General features: G+C 61.2%; 17 protein-coding genes and 2 pseudogenes. 8 read left to right on the top strand and 11 right to left on the bottom strand.

Annotated features, from left to right (window positions below; genetic code table 11):
• Nucleotides 1-23: 23 nt before the first annotated feature.
• Both TC41_RS04930 and TC41_RS04925 read right to left on the bottom strand, forming a co-directional pair.
• Nucleotides 24-1,478, bottom strand: a complete 1,455-nt coding sequence (locus TC41_RS04930; protein ID WP_041695065.1) for an aminotransferase class I/II-fold pyridoxal phosphate-dependent enzyme — start codon at nt 1,476-1,478, stop codon at nt 24-26.
• A 45-nt stretch (nt 1,479-1,523) separates the two neighbouring features.
• Complete coding sequence (locus TC41_RS04925) at nt 1,524-1,994, bottom strand: YwhD family protein (protein WP_014463917.1); 471 nt, start codon at nt 1,992-1,994, stop codon at nt 1,524-1,526.
• Nucleotides 1,995-2,166: 172 nt separating this feature from the next.
• On the opposite strand from TC41_RS04925, the gene TC41_RS04920 reads away from it, so the two are divergent.
• Together TC41_RS04920 and TC41_RS04915 are read left to right on the top strand one after the other, a co-directional pair.
• The gene (locus tag TC41_RS04920; RefSeq protein WP_041695064.1) at nt 2,167-2,805 is read left to right on the top strand and encodes a SpoIID/LytB domain-containing protein; all 639 of its coding nucleotides are present in this window, start codon (nt 2,167-2,169) and stop codon (nt 2,803-2,805) included.
• A 48-nt stretch (nt 2,806-2,853) separates the two neighbouring features.
• Entirely contained in the window at nt 2,854-3,744 is an 891-nt protein-coding gene (locus TC41_RS04915; RefSeq protein ID WP_041695063.1) for a hypothetical protein, read from the top strand.
• Here the strand turns inward: TC41_RS04915 and TC41_RS04910 are convergent.
• Genes TC41_RS04910 through TC41_RS04900 form a run of 3 tightly spaced genes read right to left on the bottom strand, consistent with a single transcriptional unit; the run spans nt 3,741 to nt 6,962 of the window.
• Nucleotides 3,741-4,916 (bottom strand): aminotransferase class I/II-fold pyridoxal phosphate-dependent enzyme, encoded by a 1,176-nt coding sequence (locus TC41_RS04910; protein WP_014463913.1) that lies wholly within the window; start codon nt 4,914-4,916, stop codon nt 3,741-3,743. The two genes, TC41_RS04915 and TC41_RS04910, sit on opposite strands and share 4 nt — an antisense overlap.
• Nucleotides 4,913-6,121, bottom strand: a complete 1,209-nt coding sequence (locus TC41_RS04905) for an FtsW/RodA/SpoVE family cell cycle protein (protein WP_041695062.1) — start codon at nt 6,119-6,121, stop codon at nt 4,913-4,915. The genes TC41_RS04910 and TC41_RS04905 overlap by 4 nt, the downstream gene beginning before the upstream one ends.
• A gap of 43 nt (nt 6,122-6,164) precedes the next feature.
• Nucleotides 6,165-6,962, bottom strand: a complete 798-nt coding sequence (locus tag TC41_RS04900; RefSeq protein ID WP_237700089.1) for a glycerophosphodiester phosphodiesterase — start codon at nt 6,960-6,962, stop codon at nt 6,165-6,167.
• Nucleotides 6,963-7,071: 109 nt separating this feature from the next.
• Between TC41_RS04900 and TC41_RS04895 the strand changes: the two genes are divergently transcribed.
• The 3 genes from TC41_RS04895 (at nt 7,072) to TC41_RS04885 (ending at nt 9,858) form a co-directional block, all read left to right on the top strand.
• Nucleotides 7,072-7,386 (top strand): hypothetical protein, encoded by a 315-nt coding sequence (locus TC41_RS04895; protein WP_014463910.1) that lies wholly within the window; start codon nt 7,072-7,074, stop codon nt 7,384-7,386.
• An 83-nt stretch (nt 7,387-7,469) separates the two neighbouring features.
• The gene (gene ftsW, locus TC41_RS04890; protein WP_237700035.1) at nt 7,470-8,867 is read left to right on the top strand and encodes a putative lipid II flippase FtsW; all 1,398 of its coding nucleotides are present in this window, start codon (nt 7,470-7,472) and stop codon (nt 8,865-8,867) included.
• A gap of 13 nt (nt 8,868-8,880) precedes the next feature.
• Nucleotides 8,881-9,858 (top strand): MBL fold metallo-hydrolase, encoded by a 978-nt coding sequence (locus TC41_RS04885; RefSeq protein WP_014463908.1) that lies wholly within the window; start codon nt 8,881-8,883, stop codon nt 9,856-9,858.
• On the opposite strand, the gene thpR is transcribed toward TC41_RS04885, so the two are convergent.
• Together thpR and TC41_RS04875 are read right to left on the bottom strand one after the other, a co-directional pair.
• On the bottom strand, nt 9,794-10,387 hold the full coding sequence (thpR, locus tag TC41_RS04880; RefSeq protein ID WP_041695060.1) for an RNA 2',3'-cyclic phosphodiesterase: 594 nt from the start codon (nt 10,385-10,387) through the stop codon (nt 9,794-9,796). The genes TC41_RS04885 and thpR overlap by 65 nt on opposite strands.
• Nucleotides 10,384-10,758: an arsenate reductase family protein gene (locus TC41_RS04875; protein ID WP_014463907.1), complete on the bottom strand. Its 375-nt coding sequence runs from the start codon at nt 10,756-10,758 to the stop codon at nt 10,384-10,386. The genes thpR and TC41_RS04875 overlap by 4 nt, the downstream gene beginning before the upstream one ends.
• A 120-nt stretch (nt 10,759-10,878) precedes the next feature.
• On the opposite strand from TC41_RS04875, the gene TC41_RS04870 reads away from it, so the two are divergent.
• From TC41_RS04870 to TC41_RS04860, 3 genes are read left to right on the top strand one after another with little or no spacing between them, the layout of a single operon-like run.
• Nucleotides 10,879-12,249 carry a Mur ligase family protein gene (locus tag TC41_RS04870; protein ID WP_014463906.1) on the top strand — a complete coding sequence of 457 codons (1,371 nt, stop codon included), beginning with the start codon at nt 10,879-10,881 and terminating at the stop codon, nt 12,247-12,249.
• Nucleotides 12,209-12,976, top strand: coding sequence for a type 1 glutamine amidotransferase (locus TC41_RS04865; RefSeq protein WP_014463905.1), 768 nt, complete (start codon nt 12,209-12,211; stop codon nt 12,974-12,976). The genes TC41_RS04870 and TC41_RS04865 overlap by 41 nt, the downstream gene beginning before the upstream one ends.
• Complete coding sequence (locus tag TC41_RS04860) at nt 12,973-13,659, top strand: NUDIX hydrolase (RefSeq protein ID WP_014463904.1); 687 nt, start codon at nt 12,973-12,975, stop codon at nt 13,657-13,659. The genes TC41_RS04865 and TC41_RS04860 overlap by 4 nt, the downstream gene beginning before the upstream one ends.
• 245 nt (nt 13,660-13,904) lie before the next feature.
• Here TC41_RS04860 and TC41_RS04855 read toward each other — a convergent pair whose 3' ends face one another.
• The 4 genes and pseudogenes from TC41_RS04855 to TC41_RS04845 form a co-directional block, all read right to left on the bottom strand.
• Nucleotides 13,905-15,104 (bottom strand): transposase, encoded by a 1,200-nt coding sequence (locus tag TC41_RS04855; RefSeq protein ID WP_041695058.1) that lies wholly within the window; start codon nt 15,102-15,104, stop codon nt 13,905-13,907.
• A gap of 183 nt (nt 15,105-15,287) precedes the next feature.
• Nucleotides 15,288-15,458, bottom strand: a pseudogene (locus TC41_RS16180) (IS256 family transposase); the annotation flags it as partial.
• Nucleotides 15,459-15,526: 68 nt separating this feature from the next.
• A complete protein-coding gene (istB, locus tag TC41_RS04850; RefSeq protein ID WP_049784331.1) occupies nt 15,527-16,294 on the bottom strand; it encodes an IS21-like element helper ATPase IstB in 768 nt (255 codons plus the stop codon).
• Between the two features lie 89 nt (nt 16,295-16,383).
• Nucleotides 16,384-17,637 (bottom strand): annotated as a pseudogene (locus TC41_RS04845) (IS1634 family transposase); the annotation flags it as partial.
• Nucleotides 17,638-17,698 lie beyond the last annotated feature (61 nt).

Genomic DNA, 17,698 nt, shown 5'->3' with positions numbered 1-17,698 from the left:
TCCTCCCACGCGCGGCCGGACGCTCACTCGCGGACGACTTTGATCATACGGATCTCGGGGTCGTCAGGGCCCTGCACGGGCAGTCCGGCCCGCAGATTGGCTTCGATATAGTCGATATTATCCTGCGTAATCACTTCGCCAGGCAAGAGGATGGGAATGCCGGGTGGGTACACCATCACCATCTCCGCCATAGTCCGCCCCACAGCTTGCTGCAGCGGCACGACCTCCGTCGGCGCGTAGAACGCGGAACGCGGCGTCATCCGCAGCTCGGGCATCGAGGGCAGCGTGACGGGCTGGTGCTCGCGCACTGCGCCGTGGCCGTAGCGATCCGCGATGGCCTCGAGTGCCTGGATGAGCGCCTCGATATCCTCCTCCGTGTCGCCCCACGAGATGATGCACAGAATGTTGTACAAGTCGCTCAACTCGACCTCGATGTTGTACTCCTCACGCAGGATGCGCTCCACGTCGTATCCGGTGAGGCCGAGATCGCGCACGGAGATGGTCAGCTTGGTCGGATCGAGCGCGTAGGTGGCGCTTGAGACGAGCTGGCGCTCGTCGAGGCACCGCAGCCCAGGAATGGCCTGAATCGCCCGCCGCGCCTTGTTGGCGAGGGAAATGGCGTAATCCAGCCGCTCGCGCCCGTGAATGGCCAATTCCTTGCGCGCCACGTCGAGCGAAGCGAGCAGAAGATACGACGTCGACGTGGTGGTCAGCATGCTCAGCACCACCTGCACGTGCCGAGGGTCGATCATCCCTTCGCGCACGTTCAGGACGCTCGATCCCGTCATCGAACCGCCGAGCTTGTGCACACTGGTGGCCGCCATGTCGGCGCCCGCCTGCATGGCGGACAGCGGAAGATCCGGATGGAAACCGATGTGCACGCCGTGCGCCTCGTCCACAAGCACAGGGACGCCGACGCTGTGCGCCACCTCTACAATGCGCTCGAGATCGGCCGCAATGCCGAAATAGGTCGGATTGATCACCACAAGGGCGCGCGCGTCGGGATGCTCCTCGAGCGCGCGCGACACGGTCTCGACGGACAGCCCGTGCGAGATGCCGAACTCGCGGTCCACCTCCGGGTGAAGAAAGACCGGCTTGGCGTCCGCGAGAATGAGCGCCGTCAAGACGGACTTGTGGACATTGCGGGGCACCAGGGATTTTGTCCCCGGGACTACGGTTGCCATGACCATCGTCATGATGGCCGTGGACGTGCCTTGGACCGAAAAAAACGTGTAATCGGCCCCGAACGCCTCCGCTGCGAGTTCCTGCGCGTGCTTGATGGCCCCTGTCGGGTGGTGGAGATCGTCGAGCGGCGCAATGTTGATAAGATCCAGCGCGAGCGCGTTGTCTCCCACGAACGCGCGGAAGCGGCTATCCATGCCGCGGCCCTTCTTATGCCCTGGAATGTGAAACTGGCGCGGATTGCGCGCCACGTGTCGCAACAGTGCATCAAACAATGGGGTCTCATTTTGGTTCAACGGAGACATCCCTCCTTGCCGACATGGGACCGCGGCCCGGCCGCTTCACGCGGCGGAGAAAGCTTCTCGGAAGGCTGGGGATGCGTTGTCCCACAGATCCGGGCGAAGTCCGCGCAAGAAGGCGGCGAACTTTTCGATTTGCTCCGGGCTTAAGAGGCTCAAATCCGCTTTGCCCTTTACAGCCTTGTCCATAGCGTTCACGTGGTCCGCGAGTTTCTTGTACCCAAGCTGCGCATCGCTGTCAATCCACATTTCAAACGCCTGAACTCCATTGAATCCCATGCCATGCTCGAATCGCTTCAAGCTGATCCACAGCCCGACAATCCGCCTCGGATGGGGCACCTCCTCGAGCGATCCGACAAACCGCACGCCCAACTCGACGCGGCTTTTCGCGTGGATGGCGTTGTTATCGATGAAGATCTCATCGCCATCCATCAAGACTGCCGAGATGCCCTTCAGCTGATCATCCGACGCGTGCGGTTGCTTCGACTGGCCGGTGAGACTCAGTTTCTGCATCCGACATCCCCCCATGGAATCCGTCGGCCCGGTTGGCCGCGAACGTCGCTCACAACTCTAAAGACTCATTGTACCCGCTCCACCTGGATGTGTCACATATGCCACCGGCGCATGTTCGGCGGAGGGCGGGGAAAAGTAAGAAAAACGACCACATCTCGCGAGGGGACAGGTCATGACAAGAGTACAACGGACTGTCGGCCTACTGTGCGCAAGCGGCGCATTCGCTGCTCTCACACCGATCCTCCCGGCGCCTCGCGTCGAGGCGGCCCAGACGATTTACAACACCAGTCTTCCGTCGGTGATCCGCGTCGCCATCCGGGAAAACAATCCGAGCGGCGAGCCGGATCCGCGCGGGCGGATCATGTACGTGGAAGCCGTTCCGTTCACGACCTACTGTGAAGATGTCTTGCCCAATGAGTGGTTCCCGAGTTGGCATCCCGAGGCCCTCAAAGCCGGTGCCATGGCTGTGAAGATGTTCGCTTGGTACCACCATCTGCATCCGGTCACCATCGACGGCTTCACGTTTGACGTCGACAACACGACGAACTTCCAGCACTTTCAGGAGATGTCGAGTCAGCCGACGACCAACGCAGCGTTTCAGGCCATTCAGAAACTCGCGTATACCAAACCGAACGGCGAGATCGCGGAACTCAACTATTCCGCTGGTTACGAAAACGATCCGAACTGGCAGTACCGCAACGCACAGAAGATGGCCCAGTGGGGCTCGGAATACTGGGCGAGGCGTGGCCAGAACTACCTGCAGATCCTGCAATTTTACTACCAGAACAGGGCCCTCATGCGCTTGCCGTGATGGCGCCGACTGACCGCCAACCATCGTTTGAGAAACGAGGGATACGCCATGAAACGATATCCGTCCAAGCGAAGCGTGATGGTCGCATCGCTTTTCGCCAGCGCCATTGCAATGGCCATCCCGACCCAACCGCAGATGGGCATCCATCGGCACGCGCATGCGCGGGCGCTGCACGGCGCCATCGCGGCGATGGCGCCAGCCGACATTGAGACTGTGGAACAGCGCACCGAGGCGGCCCCGCGAGCGAAACCTCCAGTGAGCGAGGCGCCCGCACCCCAACCTCGCGCGCGAGACGCGGGGAACGGCAAGCCTGGGCCCGGCAAGGTCCCGGTGCAACCGAACCCAAGCGGGAGCAAGCCAAAAGCCTCGAATCCATCGAGCGGATCGAGCGCAGGTCAGGCGAAGCCGAACGCCTCGAGCGGGGCGTCACCCGCGACGCCCAAGCCCGTTCCGCCGCCTTCACCGGCAGCACAAGGCAATGACCAGCCCGCGGGCCCGGAATCGTGGGGCTATACGCGGAAAACCGCGAAACTTCGGATCCGAGTGATCGACGGGAGAACCAAGGAGCCCATCGACGGTGCTGAAGTCGCCCTCATCGAAACCGAGCAGCGGTTCAAGACGGATGCTCAGGGTTACACACCTTGGTTCGACGCGCCGGTCATCCGCAATCCGAAGTACCGGCCCATGGTGGCCGAACTTCACGGGCAGTTGGGCGCCATTGCGTACAAAGATGGGTACCGGGATTCCATCCACCTCGGCATTCGCGTGCACGAAGGGATTCGCCAGCAGACGACCATTTGGATGTACAAGATTGGGCCCGCGGATCGTCGGATTGAGCCCGTCCTATACCAGGAGCCGTACCATCACCTGTGGCTCATCCAGCTCGCGGACAAGTTCCGAAGCCACACCCAGCCCGGCGAGGGGCCGGAGCGCCCCTAAAACCGTTGTGTCCAGAACCGCGCCATGCGCTCGGCCGCCTCGACGAGGCGGTCTTCTGGCGCGAGCAGGCCCACGCGCACATGCCCTTCCCCATGTTCGCCAAACCCTCTTCCCGGGGCGACCGCGACGTGCGCCTGCTCGAGCAGTTGCTCGGCAAATGCCACGGACGATATGCCCTCGGGCAGCGGAATCCAGCAGAAAAATGACCCCTGAGGCGAGGGCGCCTCGATGCCGGCGGATCGGAGCGCGTTGAGAAACGCGTCCCGCCGGCGCTGGTAGGTCTGGCGCAGAGCCTCGATCTCGTCGGCCGGTCCACGCAGCGCGGCGATGGACGCGCGCTGGACGGCGGCAAAGATGGACACGTAGTAGTGATCTTGAATCAGGTTGATGTGCTCAATGACCTCCGGATGGCCCGCCGCGAACGCCACGCGCCAACCGGCCATGTTGAAGGTCTTGCTCAACGTGTAGATCTCGATCCCGACTTCCTTGGCGCCTTCCATCTGCAGGAAGGAAGGTGGGCGGTGGTGATCGTAGCCAATGGCGCCGTACGCGAAGTCATGCACAATGAGCACGCCGTGATCGCGCGCCTTTTCAATCGCCCGCTCGAAGAATGCGGCCGTGGTGCCGGCGCCGGTGGGATTGTTCGGATAATTGAGGTACCACACCTTCGCGCGCTCCCACACCGTTTCGGGCACGGCGTCGAGATCAGGAACGTAACCGTTCGAAGCGGTGATGGGAAGCGCGTAGGGTTCTGCACCGGCGAGCGCGATGCCGCTCAGGTAGTCGGGGTAACCCGGGTCCGGCACAAGCGCCACGTCGCCCGCTTCGAGGTAGAGTTCCGCAACCTCGACGAGGCCCGTCTTGCCGCCCACAAGAATAGCAATCTCCCGCTCCGGATCCAGCGCCACGCCGTAGGTGCGCTGGTAGAACTCCGCCGCTGCCTCCTTGAGCTCCGGCAGCCCGCGAAAGGGAGGGTATCGGTGCGTGGCGGGGTCTAGGACCGCGTCGCGAAGGGCCTCCACGATGTGCGACGGGGTGGGCAAATCCGGGTTTCCTTGCCCGAGGTTGATGACGTCATAACCCGCCTGCTGAAACGCGGCCACACGCCTCGTCAATCCGGAGAAAAACTGTTCCGGCAATCGCACAATCCGATTCGCCAGACGAAATGTCACGCCAATCGCCCCTTGCTTGTCTCGAATTGGGCCTGCAGGCGTGTGCGCCTGCGCCTCAGCCCGACGCTCAACACGATGCCCACGGCGAAGTAGTTGACCAACAGCGACGTGCCCCCGTAGCTGATGAACGGCAGCGTGATGCCGGTGGACGGGCTCATGTACATGTCTGCGCCGATGTTCTCAAAGACCTGAAACGCGAACATCCCGACGATCCCGACGGCGATGTACATGCCAAACGGATCCGTGGTCGTCTGGGCGATACGGATGAGCCGATGGCACAGAATCAGAAACAAAAGCACGAGGATGGCCGAGCCGACAAAGCCGAACTCCTCGCCGATGGCGGAAAAGATATAGTCCGTCCACTGATTCGGCACCCAACCTCCCGACGTGAGCACCCCCTTGCCGTACCCTTCGCCAAACAATTCACCGCTGCCGATGGCCGTCTGCGCCATGTGAATATTGTAGCCGTACTTGTCTTGACTGAAATTCGGGTCGACCCAAGTGAGAATGCGATACGCCTGGTATCCCTTCAGGATGTGGTGTTTCATAAGCACATCCACGAAGGCGAGCGTCTGCTTCGTGAAGACGGTCGTCGCCAGGACGCCAAGCGCGATCACGCCGAGCACGAAGAACATCAGCACGGCGTACGGCCCGCGGCGGGCGAACACGCTATACATCGTCAAGAAGATGGCGATCATCACGAGAGCTTGTCCAAGCGCCGGCTCCTTAAAGGTGAGCGCAAACGGCACAAGAACAATGGGCAAAAAGATCCACTGCTTGCGAAGGCGATAGTCCGGTACCTCCGCTTCCTCCACGTCCGCCATGTACTTCGCCAACCACACGACGATGGCGACCTTGGCCAGCTCGGAAGGCTGGAAGGAGAAGGAGTGAAACGAAATCCACGAGTGCGCGCCCATGGTGGCCGGAAACCCAAACACGGCCACTAATAGCACACAGGAGATGCCCCAGAGCCACCAGTGCGCCTTCCGAAGCCACCGATAATCCATCAACGCGCCGGCAAACAGCGCGACAAATCCCAGCACTTCGTAAGCAATCTGCTTGCTCATCACGTGGGACGGGATGTTGGCGCTGTGGTTGCCCGCAGTTGCTGCGTGAATCGCAAGACAGGCGTACACAGCGAGCAGCGAGAGGACCACGACGACCGTGATGTCGAAGTATTTCCATTCGCGACGAACCGACTCCACGCGCCACCCTCCTCCCCGTACAAACAACCCCATGATGTCACGTTTATTGTTCCAGTTCCAGCAGGAGCTTTTGCAAGATCTGCGGCGAATTTGTGACAATGCCGTCCACGCCCTGCCGAATGAGATCTTGCATCACACGCGGATCATCGACGGTCCACACGTCGACCTCCAAGTGACATCGGTGAGCAAACTCGACGAATCGAGGCGTCACCACCCGAACGCCATGTTGGCGAATCGGCACTTGAACGGCGTCGAAAGGCATCCTCGCCCGCCCGCCGAACGCCCACCCCGCGCGCGTCATCGCCAACAAGCGCGCCACCTCCAGGGGTGAAGCGCTCGTCCTGAGCCGAGGACAGCGCGCTCGGGCTTCCACAAGCGTCCGATGATGAAAGGAAGCCAGCGTCACGCGCTCAAGCGCATCCTCTTCCTCAAGCATCCGCAGAAATAGACCGACAAGAGCGCGCTTCGGTTTCAAGTCCACGTTGAAATGGACGCCCGGAAACGCGCGCAGCGCCTCGCGCAGCGTCGCAATGCGAATTCCACATCCCCTGTACGGGTACGTTCTGCCGCCATCGCGCGTGAATCGATATCCAAAGTCGTAACGCAAGAGTTCCTGGTAGGTCATGTCCGCAATAGCGCCCGCTCCGTCCGAGATTGCATCAATGCGCTCATCGTGACAGATGACCAGTTCTCGGTCCTTCGTCCAGTGGACATCCGTCTCGATCACGTCTGCCCCTTGGCGCAGCGCGATTTGGAACGCCAGCAACGTGTTTTCAGGCGCCTCGCGACTCGCGCCCCTGTGTGCGAAGATCCGAACTCGCGGGCGCTGCGCCCCAACCATGTGCATCCGCCCTTCAAGGAATTTTTTCACGGCGCTCTCCATCGGTGCAACCGCCCAGCCAAAGCGGACGGATGCCCCGTAACGTAATCGAGAAAGGAGGCGTTCACCTATGCTTACGCTTCGCGAAGTCCGTGCATACTTGGGTCGCCACGTCCATTGCCACACGCATTTCGGATCGTTTCAAGGCGTGGTGGTCCACGTGACGCGGCATCATCTCATCCTGCGAAACGCGGTGCGCGCAGACGCGCCCATCCCGTCACTCGACCATCCGCGCGGCCTGTTTGGTCCCGGCCCTCACGGCATGCCTCCCGGCCCCCCGCAAAACCCGTACGGGCCGCCCGGAGGACCGCAAAGCCCGTGGCACCTCGCCATCCCGCTCGCCGCTATTCTTGGGATCACTGCCATCGGGATTCACTGGTGGTGAGGCACCCCTTGCCTTCTAGGAGGGAATGGCCGTAAGCTGTCGAATGAGGACATAGCCTAGACAGCGCAAAGCGGGGTGTGGACGTGCGGACCGAGCGGCATCAACCGGATTACGTGCTTTTCGTCGCGGTCCTCATGTTGACCGGCATTGGCGTGGTGACGGTGTACTCCGCGAGCATGGTGTACGACATTCACCAAGGTCTCTCCCCGGACCACTTCGCCATTCGGCAGCTCGCGGCGGCCATCCTAGGTCTTGCCGCCATGGGCTTGTGCACGTTCATCCCTTATCACTTCTGGTACCAACACGCGCCCAAGATGATGCTTGCCGCGCTTGGCCTCCTTGTCATTGTGATGGTGCCAGGCATCGGTCACCGGAGTCTAGGCGCCACGCGATGGATTGGCACCACCAGTGTCCACATCCAGCCGTCCGAGATCGCGCTGATGGTTCTCGTGGTGTACCTGTCCTATTTACTGACGAGAAAACTTCCCATTTTGCGTGATCTCCGGCGGACCTTCAGGCCGGCCATGGTCATGGTGGCTGTGACGATTGTGCTCGTGTTCATCGAACCCGACATGGGCACGGCGCTCTGCATCTTCCTGACCGCCATGGTGCTCCTGTTCGCGGCAGGCGTTCCAGGGAAACCCCTCGGGATCACCCTGGGTACGGCTGTGGTGGTGGGTTTCCTGGGCGCGCGCATGGCCGAATACCGCTCGAGCCGCCTCGTGGCGTTCTTTCACCCGTTTCAACATCCGAAATCATCCGGCTATCAACTCATTCAGGGCCTCACGGCCATTGCCAATGGGGGACTGACAGGTCGCGGGTTTGCCTCGAGCATCTCCGCCACGGGTTACCTGCCGGAGGCCTACACCGATTTTATCTTCGCGGTGTTCACCGAAGAATGGGGATGGCTCGGCGATCTCGGGCTTTTGGCGATCTTCGCTGTCGTCATTTGGCGAGGCTTTCACATCGCACGATACGCGCGCGATAGGTTCGGATCGCTCCTCGCGATTGGGCTCACCGCGTCCATCATCGTGCAGGCGCTCATCAACCTTGGCGCCGTGACGTGGCTCCTGCCGGTCACAGGGATTCCCCTCCCGTTCATCAGCTACGGCGGCACGGACCTCGTCATGAATCTAGCTGCCATGGGGATTTTGCTCAGCGTTTCACGCGAGACCGAACTGGAGTTGCCGGAGGAGGACTCCCTCGCCGACATCATCTCGGTCGACGAGATCCGAGCCACTCGTCAGGACGCCACGGACCGGTCTAGGCGGTCTTCCGGGCGTGCGCCGGTGGCGCGCCTGTCGAGCTTTCGGACGAGCCCGTTTCGAAAAGCCGACGCGACGAGCCGTGGGGCGTCCCTGAATCAGGCGGATCGCCCCATCTCGCTCACTTGGCGAGCGAGCCGTGAAGCGGCCGCCACGAAACGGCGCGACGAACGATCGCGAAAACCTGGCGGACCCTTTCGCCGCCACAAGCGCTAGGAGGTAAGAAATCATGGAAGGACAGCATGCGTCGTACCCACAGCCTGTCGAGATCGCGCGCGGAGTCTTTCTGATTGACCTCATGGAACTCGGCATGCGCTACCGCACGTGTGCCTATCTCGTGCGCGATCGCGAGCCTCTGCTCATTGAAACCGGTTCCGCCCGGTCGCACGATGCGCTGCTCGCGGGGCTACGCGCTCTGGGCCTCACGCCGACGGATCTCGCCTACGTCGCCGTGACGCACGTTCACCTCGATCATGCGGGCGGCGCGGGCCAATTCATGAAGCTGGCGCCGCAGGCCAAGCTGCTCGTCCACCCGCGTGGCGCACGGCATCTGATCGATCCGTCCCGCCTCTATCAGGGCGCCCGCGAGGTGTACGGGGAGCGGCTCGACCAACTCTTCGGGCCTCTCGAACCCGTCCCGGCCGAACAAGTTCAAGCGATGCCCCACGAGAGCGAGCTCGTGATTGGAGAGCGGCGCCTGCAGTTCCTCGATGCGCCGGGACACGCGAGCCATCACTTCGCCATCGTGGATCCGGTCTCCAACGGCATTTTCACGGGAGACAGCGCGGGGCTCCGGTTCGTCAAGGGGTTCACGGGCTTTCCCTACGAGTTCGTGATGCCCTCCACCTCACCGGTAGACTTTGATCCGGAAGCCGTCCACCGGACGTGCGAGATGTTCGCGAAGCTGCCGATGGAGACGGTGTATCAGGCGCACTTCGGCCCCTCGCCCAAGGACGAGGCCCTTCGGGAAACCGTGTACTATGCCGACAGGTTCCGCGAGCTCATTGAGAGGACCTTTGACGATCATCCGTCCCCCGAAGCTCTCGTCCAGGCGCAGGCCGACATCGTCCGAGAGAGGCTGGGCGAACTCGGATTGGACGCCTCGGTCTTCCGCCCACAAGCTATCCAGTTGGACCTCACGCTCAACGCCCTCGGCCTTCTGGCGTACGAATCACGGAGGCGCCGGAAAATGGGAAGCGCCGGATAATGGGATAGGCGAGTTGTCCGCTCTCGCGGGTTGACTCGAACAGACATAACTCCGTGAACTCGTGACTCATGGGCTTCGGTGCCACGAGTTCGGGTTCCGCGTAATGGCGAAGCTCCCGAGCGAGCGTGATGTGAGGGCGATACGGCCTGTCTTCCAGGCGCACGCTCGGCAGTGCCTCCTCAGTGGCCGCTCGCACGCGCCGGTAGAGTGCGGTGAGCTCGGCAAGATTGCATTCGACCTCGTCGAGCCCAAGCCAGAACACGCGGCTTTGGAGGAACCTGCCGAACGGACCCGTGGTGAGCCGGAACGGCGCCTGCTGGCCGGCGGCTCGCGCTCCCGCCAGGAAGGCGCGATCGAGATCGGCCGAGTCGACGTCGCCAAGGAACAACACGGTCAAATGGTACATCTCCTTGCGCGACCAGTTGCGCGCGACGACCTGGCCCTGTTGCCGAATGGACGCGCATCGCTCTGCAATCTCGTCCTTCCAGGAGCCAGGTAACTCGAGCCCGAAGAAGAGGCGTCGCTTCATGGCGCCTGCTCCTCGGCCACGGCGTCGCGGTAGGCCGCCTCGTCGAAGCCCACAATGACCCGTTCAGAAGGCGTCACGAGCACAGGGCGGCGGATGAGTTTTCCGTCTCGATGCATCTCTTCGAGCCAAGTGTCCACCGGCCACGCCACCTCTTTCAGCCCCCGCCTCCGATACACCTCGCCGCGGGTGTTGACGAGCGACCGGATGTCGCCCCCCACGGCTTCGAGCCACGTGTGCAGGGTGGCCACGTCGGGCGGATGTTCGACGATGTCGTGAAACGACACGTCGGCGCCCAGGCGCTCGAGGAACGCCTGCGCGTTCCGGCATGTCGAGCAACGCCGGTAACCGTACAAATGGTACAAGCTGTACATCCTCCTTCGTCGGGCGGCAAGCCCGGGCGATCAAAATATAGTATAATCCACGGGAGAAAACCGTTGGGCGCGACGTTGTCCACGGACCCCATCTGCGACATGGAAAGGATGCATGCCCTTATGCTCGGCATCTGGATCGGCAAGCTCGTCCTGTGGGTGCTCAGGCTGCGCGGCAGAGACGCCACCAGTTTGCCGGGTAAAGTGGCGCTCCGCATTTCACCCGGCCTCATCCGGCGATTTGGTGGAAAGGTGAAGCGCGTCATCGCGGTCACCGGCACCAACGGGAAGACGACCACGACCGCCCTCCTGGCGAGCATGGTGGCCGAACGCGAACCCGTGGTCACCAACCACAAAGGCGCGAACCTCGCCCAAGGCATTGCCACGGCGTTTTTGCGGTCCTGTTCTTGGACAGGCCGGCTATCCGCGGACACGGCGGTTTTGGAGATCGACGAGGCGACGCTGCCGGCGGTCGCACCGGACCTGCCGGTGGCCGTGATCGTCGTGACGAACGTGTTTCGCGATCAGTTGGACCGGTACGGTGAGTTGGATGGCACCCTGGCAAAGCTGTTGGAAGGGATACGAAAGACGCAGGCGACACTCGTCCTGAATGGGGACGATCCGCTCTGCCGGTATCTCGGCCTGCGCTCCTCGCGCCAGACGATCTACTACGGTATGGCTCGAGGCACGGCGAGATCGCCCCGGCGCGAGCAAATGCGCGACGGCCAGTTCTGCCTGATGTGCGGACGGCCGCTTCGATACGAGGGGTTCTGGTACGGCCAGCTCGGCCTGTATCAGTGCGAAGGCTGCGACTTCGTTCGCCCGCACCCCGCGTTTCAGGGAGAACTCCAGGGCGGGTTCCTGCGGTTCTCCGAAGAAGGGTTGCCGGACCTCCTGCTGGATCTCCCGGTTTCCGGCCTGTACAACGCCTATAACGTGCTCGCAGCCGCCTCTGCGGCGCGGGCGCTCGGCCTCACCGGCGACGCCATCCACGGGGGGCTTCGGGCGTACCAGCCGCCCGAGGGACGCATGCAGCGCTTCGACCTCGAGGCGCCTGTGACCCTTCACCTGATCAAGAATCCCACCGGCTGTGACAGCGTCCTGGATACCGTGGTGTCGGATGGAAGGGATAAGGTCCTCGTCATTGGCGTAAACGACCTCGCGGCCGACGGGCGGGACGTGTCTTGGCTTTGGGACGCGGACTTCGAACTGCTCGCGGAGGACCCCCACCTGACGGCCGTCGTCACCACGGGTTTTCGCGCGCACGACGTGGCGCTCCGGCTGAAATACGCGGGCCTTGCGGAATCGCGGATCCGCGTCCAACCCGACTTAGAAGCGGCGCTCTACGAGGGGCTTTCCCACAGTTCCGCCACAGGCGCCGCCATGCATGCGCTCGTGACGTATACGCTTTTGCATCCCGCGGCCCGCTGGCTCTCAGAAAGAAGGGATGAGCATGAGCCGCAAGGCGCTCTGTATCGCACATCTGTATCCTGATCTGCTGAATCTCTATGCCGATCGCGGCAACATCGCCGTGCTTCGGCGACGGCTCGAATGGCGCGGCTACGAAGTCGAAGTGGCGCGCGTGACGCACAGCGAGGTCCCGGACTTCTCGCGCTATCACCTCGTACTCCTGGGGGGCGGGTCCGACCGCGAGCAGGCGATTGTCGCGGAAAAGCTGCGGGCCTGCGCGCCGGCGTTTCGGAGTGCCGTGCAGGATGGTCTTCCGGTTCTGGCCATCTGCGGCGGTTATCAGCTCCTCGGCGAATACTACCAACTTCCGAGCGGCGAAAAGGTCCACGGCATCGGCCTCGTGGAGATGGTGACCGAGGCGAGCCCCGATGGGCCACGGCTCATTGGCAACATCGCCGTGTGGAGCGATGAGGTTGGCGTGATCGTCGGATTTGAAAACCACGGTGGGCGCACGCGCCACGGCCATCGGCCGCTCGGGCGCGTCGTTTACGGACACGGCAACGATGGGGTAAGCGGCCACGAGGGCCTGCGCCATCTGAACATCTGGGGCACCTACGTGCACGGCCCGCTTCTGCCGAAAAACCCGGCGCTGGCGGATGCGGTGCTGCGCGACGCCCTGGCCTACGCCCATCTGCCGGATCACCTCGAGCCGCTGGACGACCGGCTGGAGCGGGAAGCCCGGGCCGCCTTCGTGTCCCTGCGGATGAACGAGGTGGCGCCCATGCTGAAGGAGGAGGCGGGATCGCCATGATGGAGATTCGAAAGGCGGCCACGCTCGTGGTCATTCGAGACGGAAAAGCGCCAAATGACGGCGTTGAGGTGCTTGTCATCCGGCGTGCGAAGACGATGCGGTTCTTGCCTGGATTCCTGGCTTTCCCCGGTGGCGCCACATGCGAAAGCGACCACCATCTCGCTCAGTCATCAATTGGTATGCCCATGGCGGCCGAGGATGATGAAGACCAAATTCTCGCGATTACCGCCCTGCGGGAAACGGCCGAGGAAATAGGTTGGGTATGCAGCGTCTGCGAGAGGTCACAGATGGTTGTGTACGACGCGCAGCTGTCGCCCGATCAGCAAGCGTCTCTGTGTAATGACGACTCCGGATTAGCCAAGTGGATGATCGAGCGGCACCTGAGGTTTCAGCTCACCAAGCTCCGTCGCGTCGCCCGTTTTGTGACGCCGCCGACTCAGCCAATTCGTTTTGACACGCGCTTTTATCTATATCACGCGCACAATGTCGAAGAGCCACATGTACATGACTCCGAAGTGGACAGCGCTGTATGGCTTTCGGTGAGAGCCACATTACAGCTAGTTGAGTCAAGAGAAGTACCTGCCACAGGACCAACCCTCGCTTTGCTGCAAGGACTCGCCAAATATCCCAATTCGGCTGCAGCAGCCGCTTCTCTTCGTGTCGAATCCCCGCAGCCGCCGTGAGAGTCGATGCACAATCGTAAGCGTAAGCCAATCAGACATGGCATTCGGCCTCCCCGTGCTTGATGATCAGCTCAATCCAGTACCATGGGAGATTTTTTTGTATGAGCCTTTTGCAGAATGAGCCTTTTGCAGCGCGAGCGAAAACGACGCATTCTTCTCGTGAAAGATAACACATGCCATAAAAATCCTTTTCTGTTGTGTGGATAGATCACGCCCCTTCGGTGGTGTTCGTTCGAATCATCAGGTTAAGCCACTTGCTCGATGCGATTCGTCCAATGCATCGCCAGAGCAGATGCCAAGAGCACAATCGCGTGGATGTACGCATGTACGGTGACTTTCTCGATGCCACGTACATGCACGCCGTCAAGCGTCAGCCACTCTTTCAGCCGCGCGAAGCAGCGTTCCACTGCGCTCCGTTCAGCGTAGAGCATCTTCCATGTGCGAGAGCCGCGATGTGGATTCGCGTATCGACGGACGTCCTCATCGATGTGCTTCTTCACGACCATGCCATAGTTCGATGCAGAACAGGCTGCCATGCCAAGCGGGCAATCGACATATCCTGTCGCGTGCGGACAGCGAAACTTGAGCCAGGCGTTATGGACGCCCCAATACGTCATTCGGTACCCCATCGTGCAGCGGGGCGTGCCGTCGAAATCCATCCCTTCCGGCGGCTCTTTCTCATTCCGGCGATTCAGCGGGATGATAGCCTGACCGCCCAACGCGCGAGCGGCTTCATAGTTTTTCGTCTGGTCGTATCCTGCATCCATCAACACGAAGCGAATCCGCCAATCTTGGCGATGGAGCTCCTCCATCAAGGGAATGGCCATCTCTCCATCGTAGACGTTCGCTGGCGTTACCGTGAGCGCCATGGGAAGTTCACTTTTCGCATCCACAGCCAAATGCACTTTGTAACCAAACCACGCCAACTTGTTGCCGAAGGCGTCGAACTTCGCGCCCCAGTTCGCACGGTCTGTGGGCTGGACCCCTGAGCGTGGGTGTTTGCGCTCATACGCATGGATGGCCGTGCTGTCGATGGCGACGTGTTCGCCCTCGATGAGCCCTTCGTCACGACATTGACGCACCAACTCGGCAAATAGCGTCGCCGCAACCCCTTTGTCCACGATGGCCTGAAAGACGCGGCTTAGGGTGGAGACGGACGGAACAGGTTTGTGAAGGGAGAAACCGCACTGGTAACGGAAGCGCAAATCGCTCTCCAAACGTCGGTGAAGCTGCGTGAAGGTCGAAATGCCCTCAAGGGGTGCTGCGAGAAATGCGCGCAAGATGGCTTCGCGAGAGATGGGTTTGGTCCCTTGGGGTGTCGAACTTCTCAGCTTCGCGGTATACGGGCCGAGATCGAGTGCGGAGAAAAAACGTTCACGCCGCTCCGAAGGGTCAATTTCCATCCATTCGTCAAAGGAAAAGAGCCATGTCTGTCGAATGTACACGTTGGACTTCGCCCCCTTGAAATGGTTTGGTGCATACCATTTTCTTTCTCTCAAGCTGGGGTGAAGTCCTTCTTTGTGCTCGAAAAACCCTTGCTACACAAGGCCTCGTGATTCTGCCAAAGGCTCAGTCGTTAGGGCCAAAGCCTCGATGTGCGTGGGTTAGCACCACCTCGCCTCATGTGTCTATTTTTGTAACAGGGCTGCCGCTGCGAGCTGGGGCTTGTTCGGTTTGAGCTTGGCCATCGACTCCAAGCTGAAGTACCGCCGTGCCACGAGCCACTCTTCGTGTTGCTCCTGCAAAATGGCGCCTGCCAGTCGCAACACCGCGTCCCGGTTGGGGAAGATGCTGTCAACAGCGGATTAAAACTCCCCAAAAAAATCGCGCCCGATTCCTCAAAAACAGCGGATTCGATTCCCCAAAATCATCGCGATTCGTTCCCCACACATGTGTTCGCTTCGTCTCTTGTTGCCGAGAATCCGTGCGTAACGCCAGCTCGCAGCTTGTCTTTCATGCGGTAACTGTTGCCACGGATATTCACGGTCGTTGCATGATGCAACAAACGGTCGAGTAAGGCGGCAGCCAGGACCTGGTCGCCAAAGAGCGTTCCCCAATTCGTGAAACTCGTGTTGGACGTGATGAGCAACGACCCTCGCTCGTACCTCTCTGAGACCAGCCGGAAAAAGTTCGCGGCGTCGAGCGCGTCAAGAGGCAAGTAGCCCACCTCATCACAGATCAGAATCTTTGGCTGCGTATAGACTCGGAGCCGCCTGTCCAGCCGCCCTTCTTGGTAGGCTCGGCGTAAATCGCTCACGAGTTTCTGCATGGTGACGAAGTAGACGCTCATCCGCTGGCGAATCGCCTCCATGCCGAGGGCCACGGCCAAATGCGTCTTTCCCACCCCTGGAGGCCCTAGGAAAATCACGTTTCCGCATTCTTGGACAAACGTTAGCGTTGCGAGCTCTCGGATTTGGCGCTCATCCACAGATGGCTGGAACGAGAAGTCGAAGTCGGCGAGTGTCTTGTGGAACGGGAAGTTCGCCAAGCGCAGCCGAGCCTGCATGGCCCGGCTGTGCCGCTCCTCCTGCTCAGCCTCCAGCAAACGCTGGAGAAATGCGACATAGGTCGCCTCTTGCCCGGCGGCCCACTCCACGCATGCCGGCAAGACGGCAGCAGCTCGCTTCAAGCCCAGCCCGACTTCGACACTTGGTAGTCATACAAAGTCCCACGAACCCATGGCCGACGCGGGTTCCTGGGACCTGTGGATAACTCGCGTAGTGTCTACAGCCCTCTTGCTCGAGGTTCTACCCTCAGGATCCTCGGTGGTTCCTTGATCCTCAAGGCTCGCAGGATCTCCCGCTGCGCCTCTGTCGTCTCTGTCCGCTGCACGACAATCCCTTCCAGCGTGCTCTTCGTCACCCGGTGCATCGCTTGCATGTGAGAACGGATGTCTGACCATGTCCGCCCAGTTTGGACCTCCGCGATGCGCACCAACAACAAGGCCAGCCAGCAAAGCAGCACATGCGACCGAATCCGCTCGTCCTTCCGGTGATACATGGGACGAATGTCCAACGTCGTCTTCAGGGTACGAAACGCTGACTCCACCATCAAAAGCTGCTTGTATCCCAGCGCCACATCGTCCACGGACAGCGTGTCATCTGAGGTGCGGATCAGGTACTTCCCATCCAGATGAGCCGCTTGCCGCACAGCCTCCGGGTCAATCCGCAGGTTTCCCCATCGGTCCTGTTTCAGATAGCGCTTGAACGTTGGATGGCTCGCAAGCCGACAGTGGGCCTTCGTGTGCGCTTCGCCCTGAAGCTCTTTGAGGCGTTCCAACTCCATCCGAAGCTCGCGCAACATCGCCTCTCGGCGCGCCGCATCGCGTTTGGCTTCCTCGGGATTGAACGCCAACACGTAACGGACCCGGGCCTCTCCGTCTCCCACCACGACCTCCTTCACTTTCAAGTTGGGGCGAACCTCACGAAAACGTCCAGGGTGCGCCAACGCCGCTTCCACCGCTGGTTTCCCGGAGGTCATCTTCTCCCCAGCGATGTAGTGACCCCCGGCGCGTTGCAGGATCCGCAAATTGCTCTCTGAGACGAAACCTCGATCCACGACCGTGATCACGCGACCAAGCCGCCAACCGATGAGGTCCTGTTTGACCTCCTCGACCACGCTCATGTCCGCTGTGTTGCCAGGCCACGTCCAGCAGCGCACGGGGATGCCCTCCCGCGTCACCGCAAGCCCGATCACCACCTGAGGCAAATCGGGCCGATGGTCTTTGGAATACCCCTTGCGTCGCAGGCCGTCGTCAGACTCGTCCTCCGTCTCGAAGTACGTGGAGGTCGTGTCAAAGAACAGAAGGTCCACGTCCAGGTTCAAGAGATCACTCACTCGCCGGAAGACCTCGTACTGCAGGTCTTCCGCCACATCCAGGAGAAAGTCCATAGCCCGATATGCCTGCCACACGTCCAACTCGGTCATCCCAGGGAGAGCCACTTCACGGTCGACCCATTCTTCCATGGCCAGCTTTGTATAGCGCATAATAAAAGTGCAGAACACCGCAACGTAAAAGTGCAGACTTGGTGCGGTGCCT

Origin of the sequence: Alicyclobacillus acidocaldarius subsp. acidocaldarius Tc-4-1, assembly GCF_000219875.1 — a bacterium.
GTDB classification, from domain to species: domain Bacteria; phylum Bacillota; class Bacilli; order Alicyclobacillales; family Alicyclobacillaceae; genus Alicyclobacillus; species Alicyclobacillus acidocaldarius_A.
This window is presented reverse-complemented; position numbering and strand designations above follow the sequence as displayed.

What these genes read in the sequence shown, in the direction of transcription:
- TC41_RS04925 (WP_014463917.1), bottom strand. Translation starts at nt 1,994, where the DNA reads ATGCAGAAACTGAGTCTCACCGGCCAGTCGAAGCAACCGCACGCGTCG.
- TC41_RS04920 (WP_041695064.1), top strand. Translation starts at nt 2,167, where the DNA reads ATGACAAGAGTACAACGGACTGTCGGCCTACTGTGCGCAAGCGGCGCA.
- TC41_RS04915 (WP_041695063.1), top strand. Translation starts at nt 2,854, where the DNA reads ATGAAACGATATCCGTCCAAGCGAAGCGTGATGGTCGCATCGCTTTTC.
- TC41_RS04900 (WP_237700089.1), bottom strand. Translation starts at nt 6,962, where the DNA reads ATGGTTGGGGCGCAGCGCCCGCGAGTTCGGATCTTCGCACACAGGGGC.
- TC41_RS04895 (WP_014463910.1), top strand. Translation starts at nt 7,072, where the DNA reads ATGCTTACGCTTCGCGAAGTCCGTGCATACTTGGGTCGCCACGTCCAT.
- TC41_RS04885 (WP_014463908.1), top strand. Translation starts at nt 8,881, where the DNA reads ATGGAAGGACAGCATGCGTCGTACCCACAGCCTGTCGAGATCGCGCGC.
- thpR (WP_041695060.1), bottom strand. Translation starts at nt 10,387, where the DNA reads ATGAAGCGACGCCTCTTCTTCGGGCTCGAGTTACCTGGCTCCTGGAAG.
- TC41_RS04875 (WP_014463907.1), bottom strand. Translation starts at nt 10,758, where the DNA reads ATGTACAGCTTGTACCATTTGTACGGTTACCGGCGTTGCTCGACATGC.
- TC41_RS04870 (WP_014463906.1), top strand. Translation starts at nt 10,879, where the DNA reads ATGCTCGGCATCTGGATCGGCAAGCTCGTCCTGTGGGTGCTCAGGCTG.
- TC41_RS04865 (WP_014463905.1), top strand. Translation starts at nt 12,209, where the DNA reads ATGAGCCGCAAGGCGCTCTGTATCGCACATCTGTATCCTGATCTGCTG.
- TC41_RS04860 (WP_014463904.1), top strand. Translation starts at nt 12,973, where the DNA reads ATGATGGAGATTCGAAAGGCGGCCACGCTCGTGGTCATTCGAGACGGA.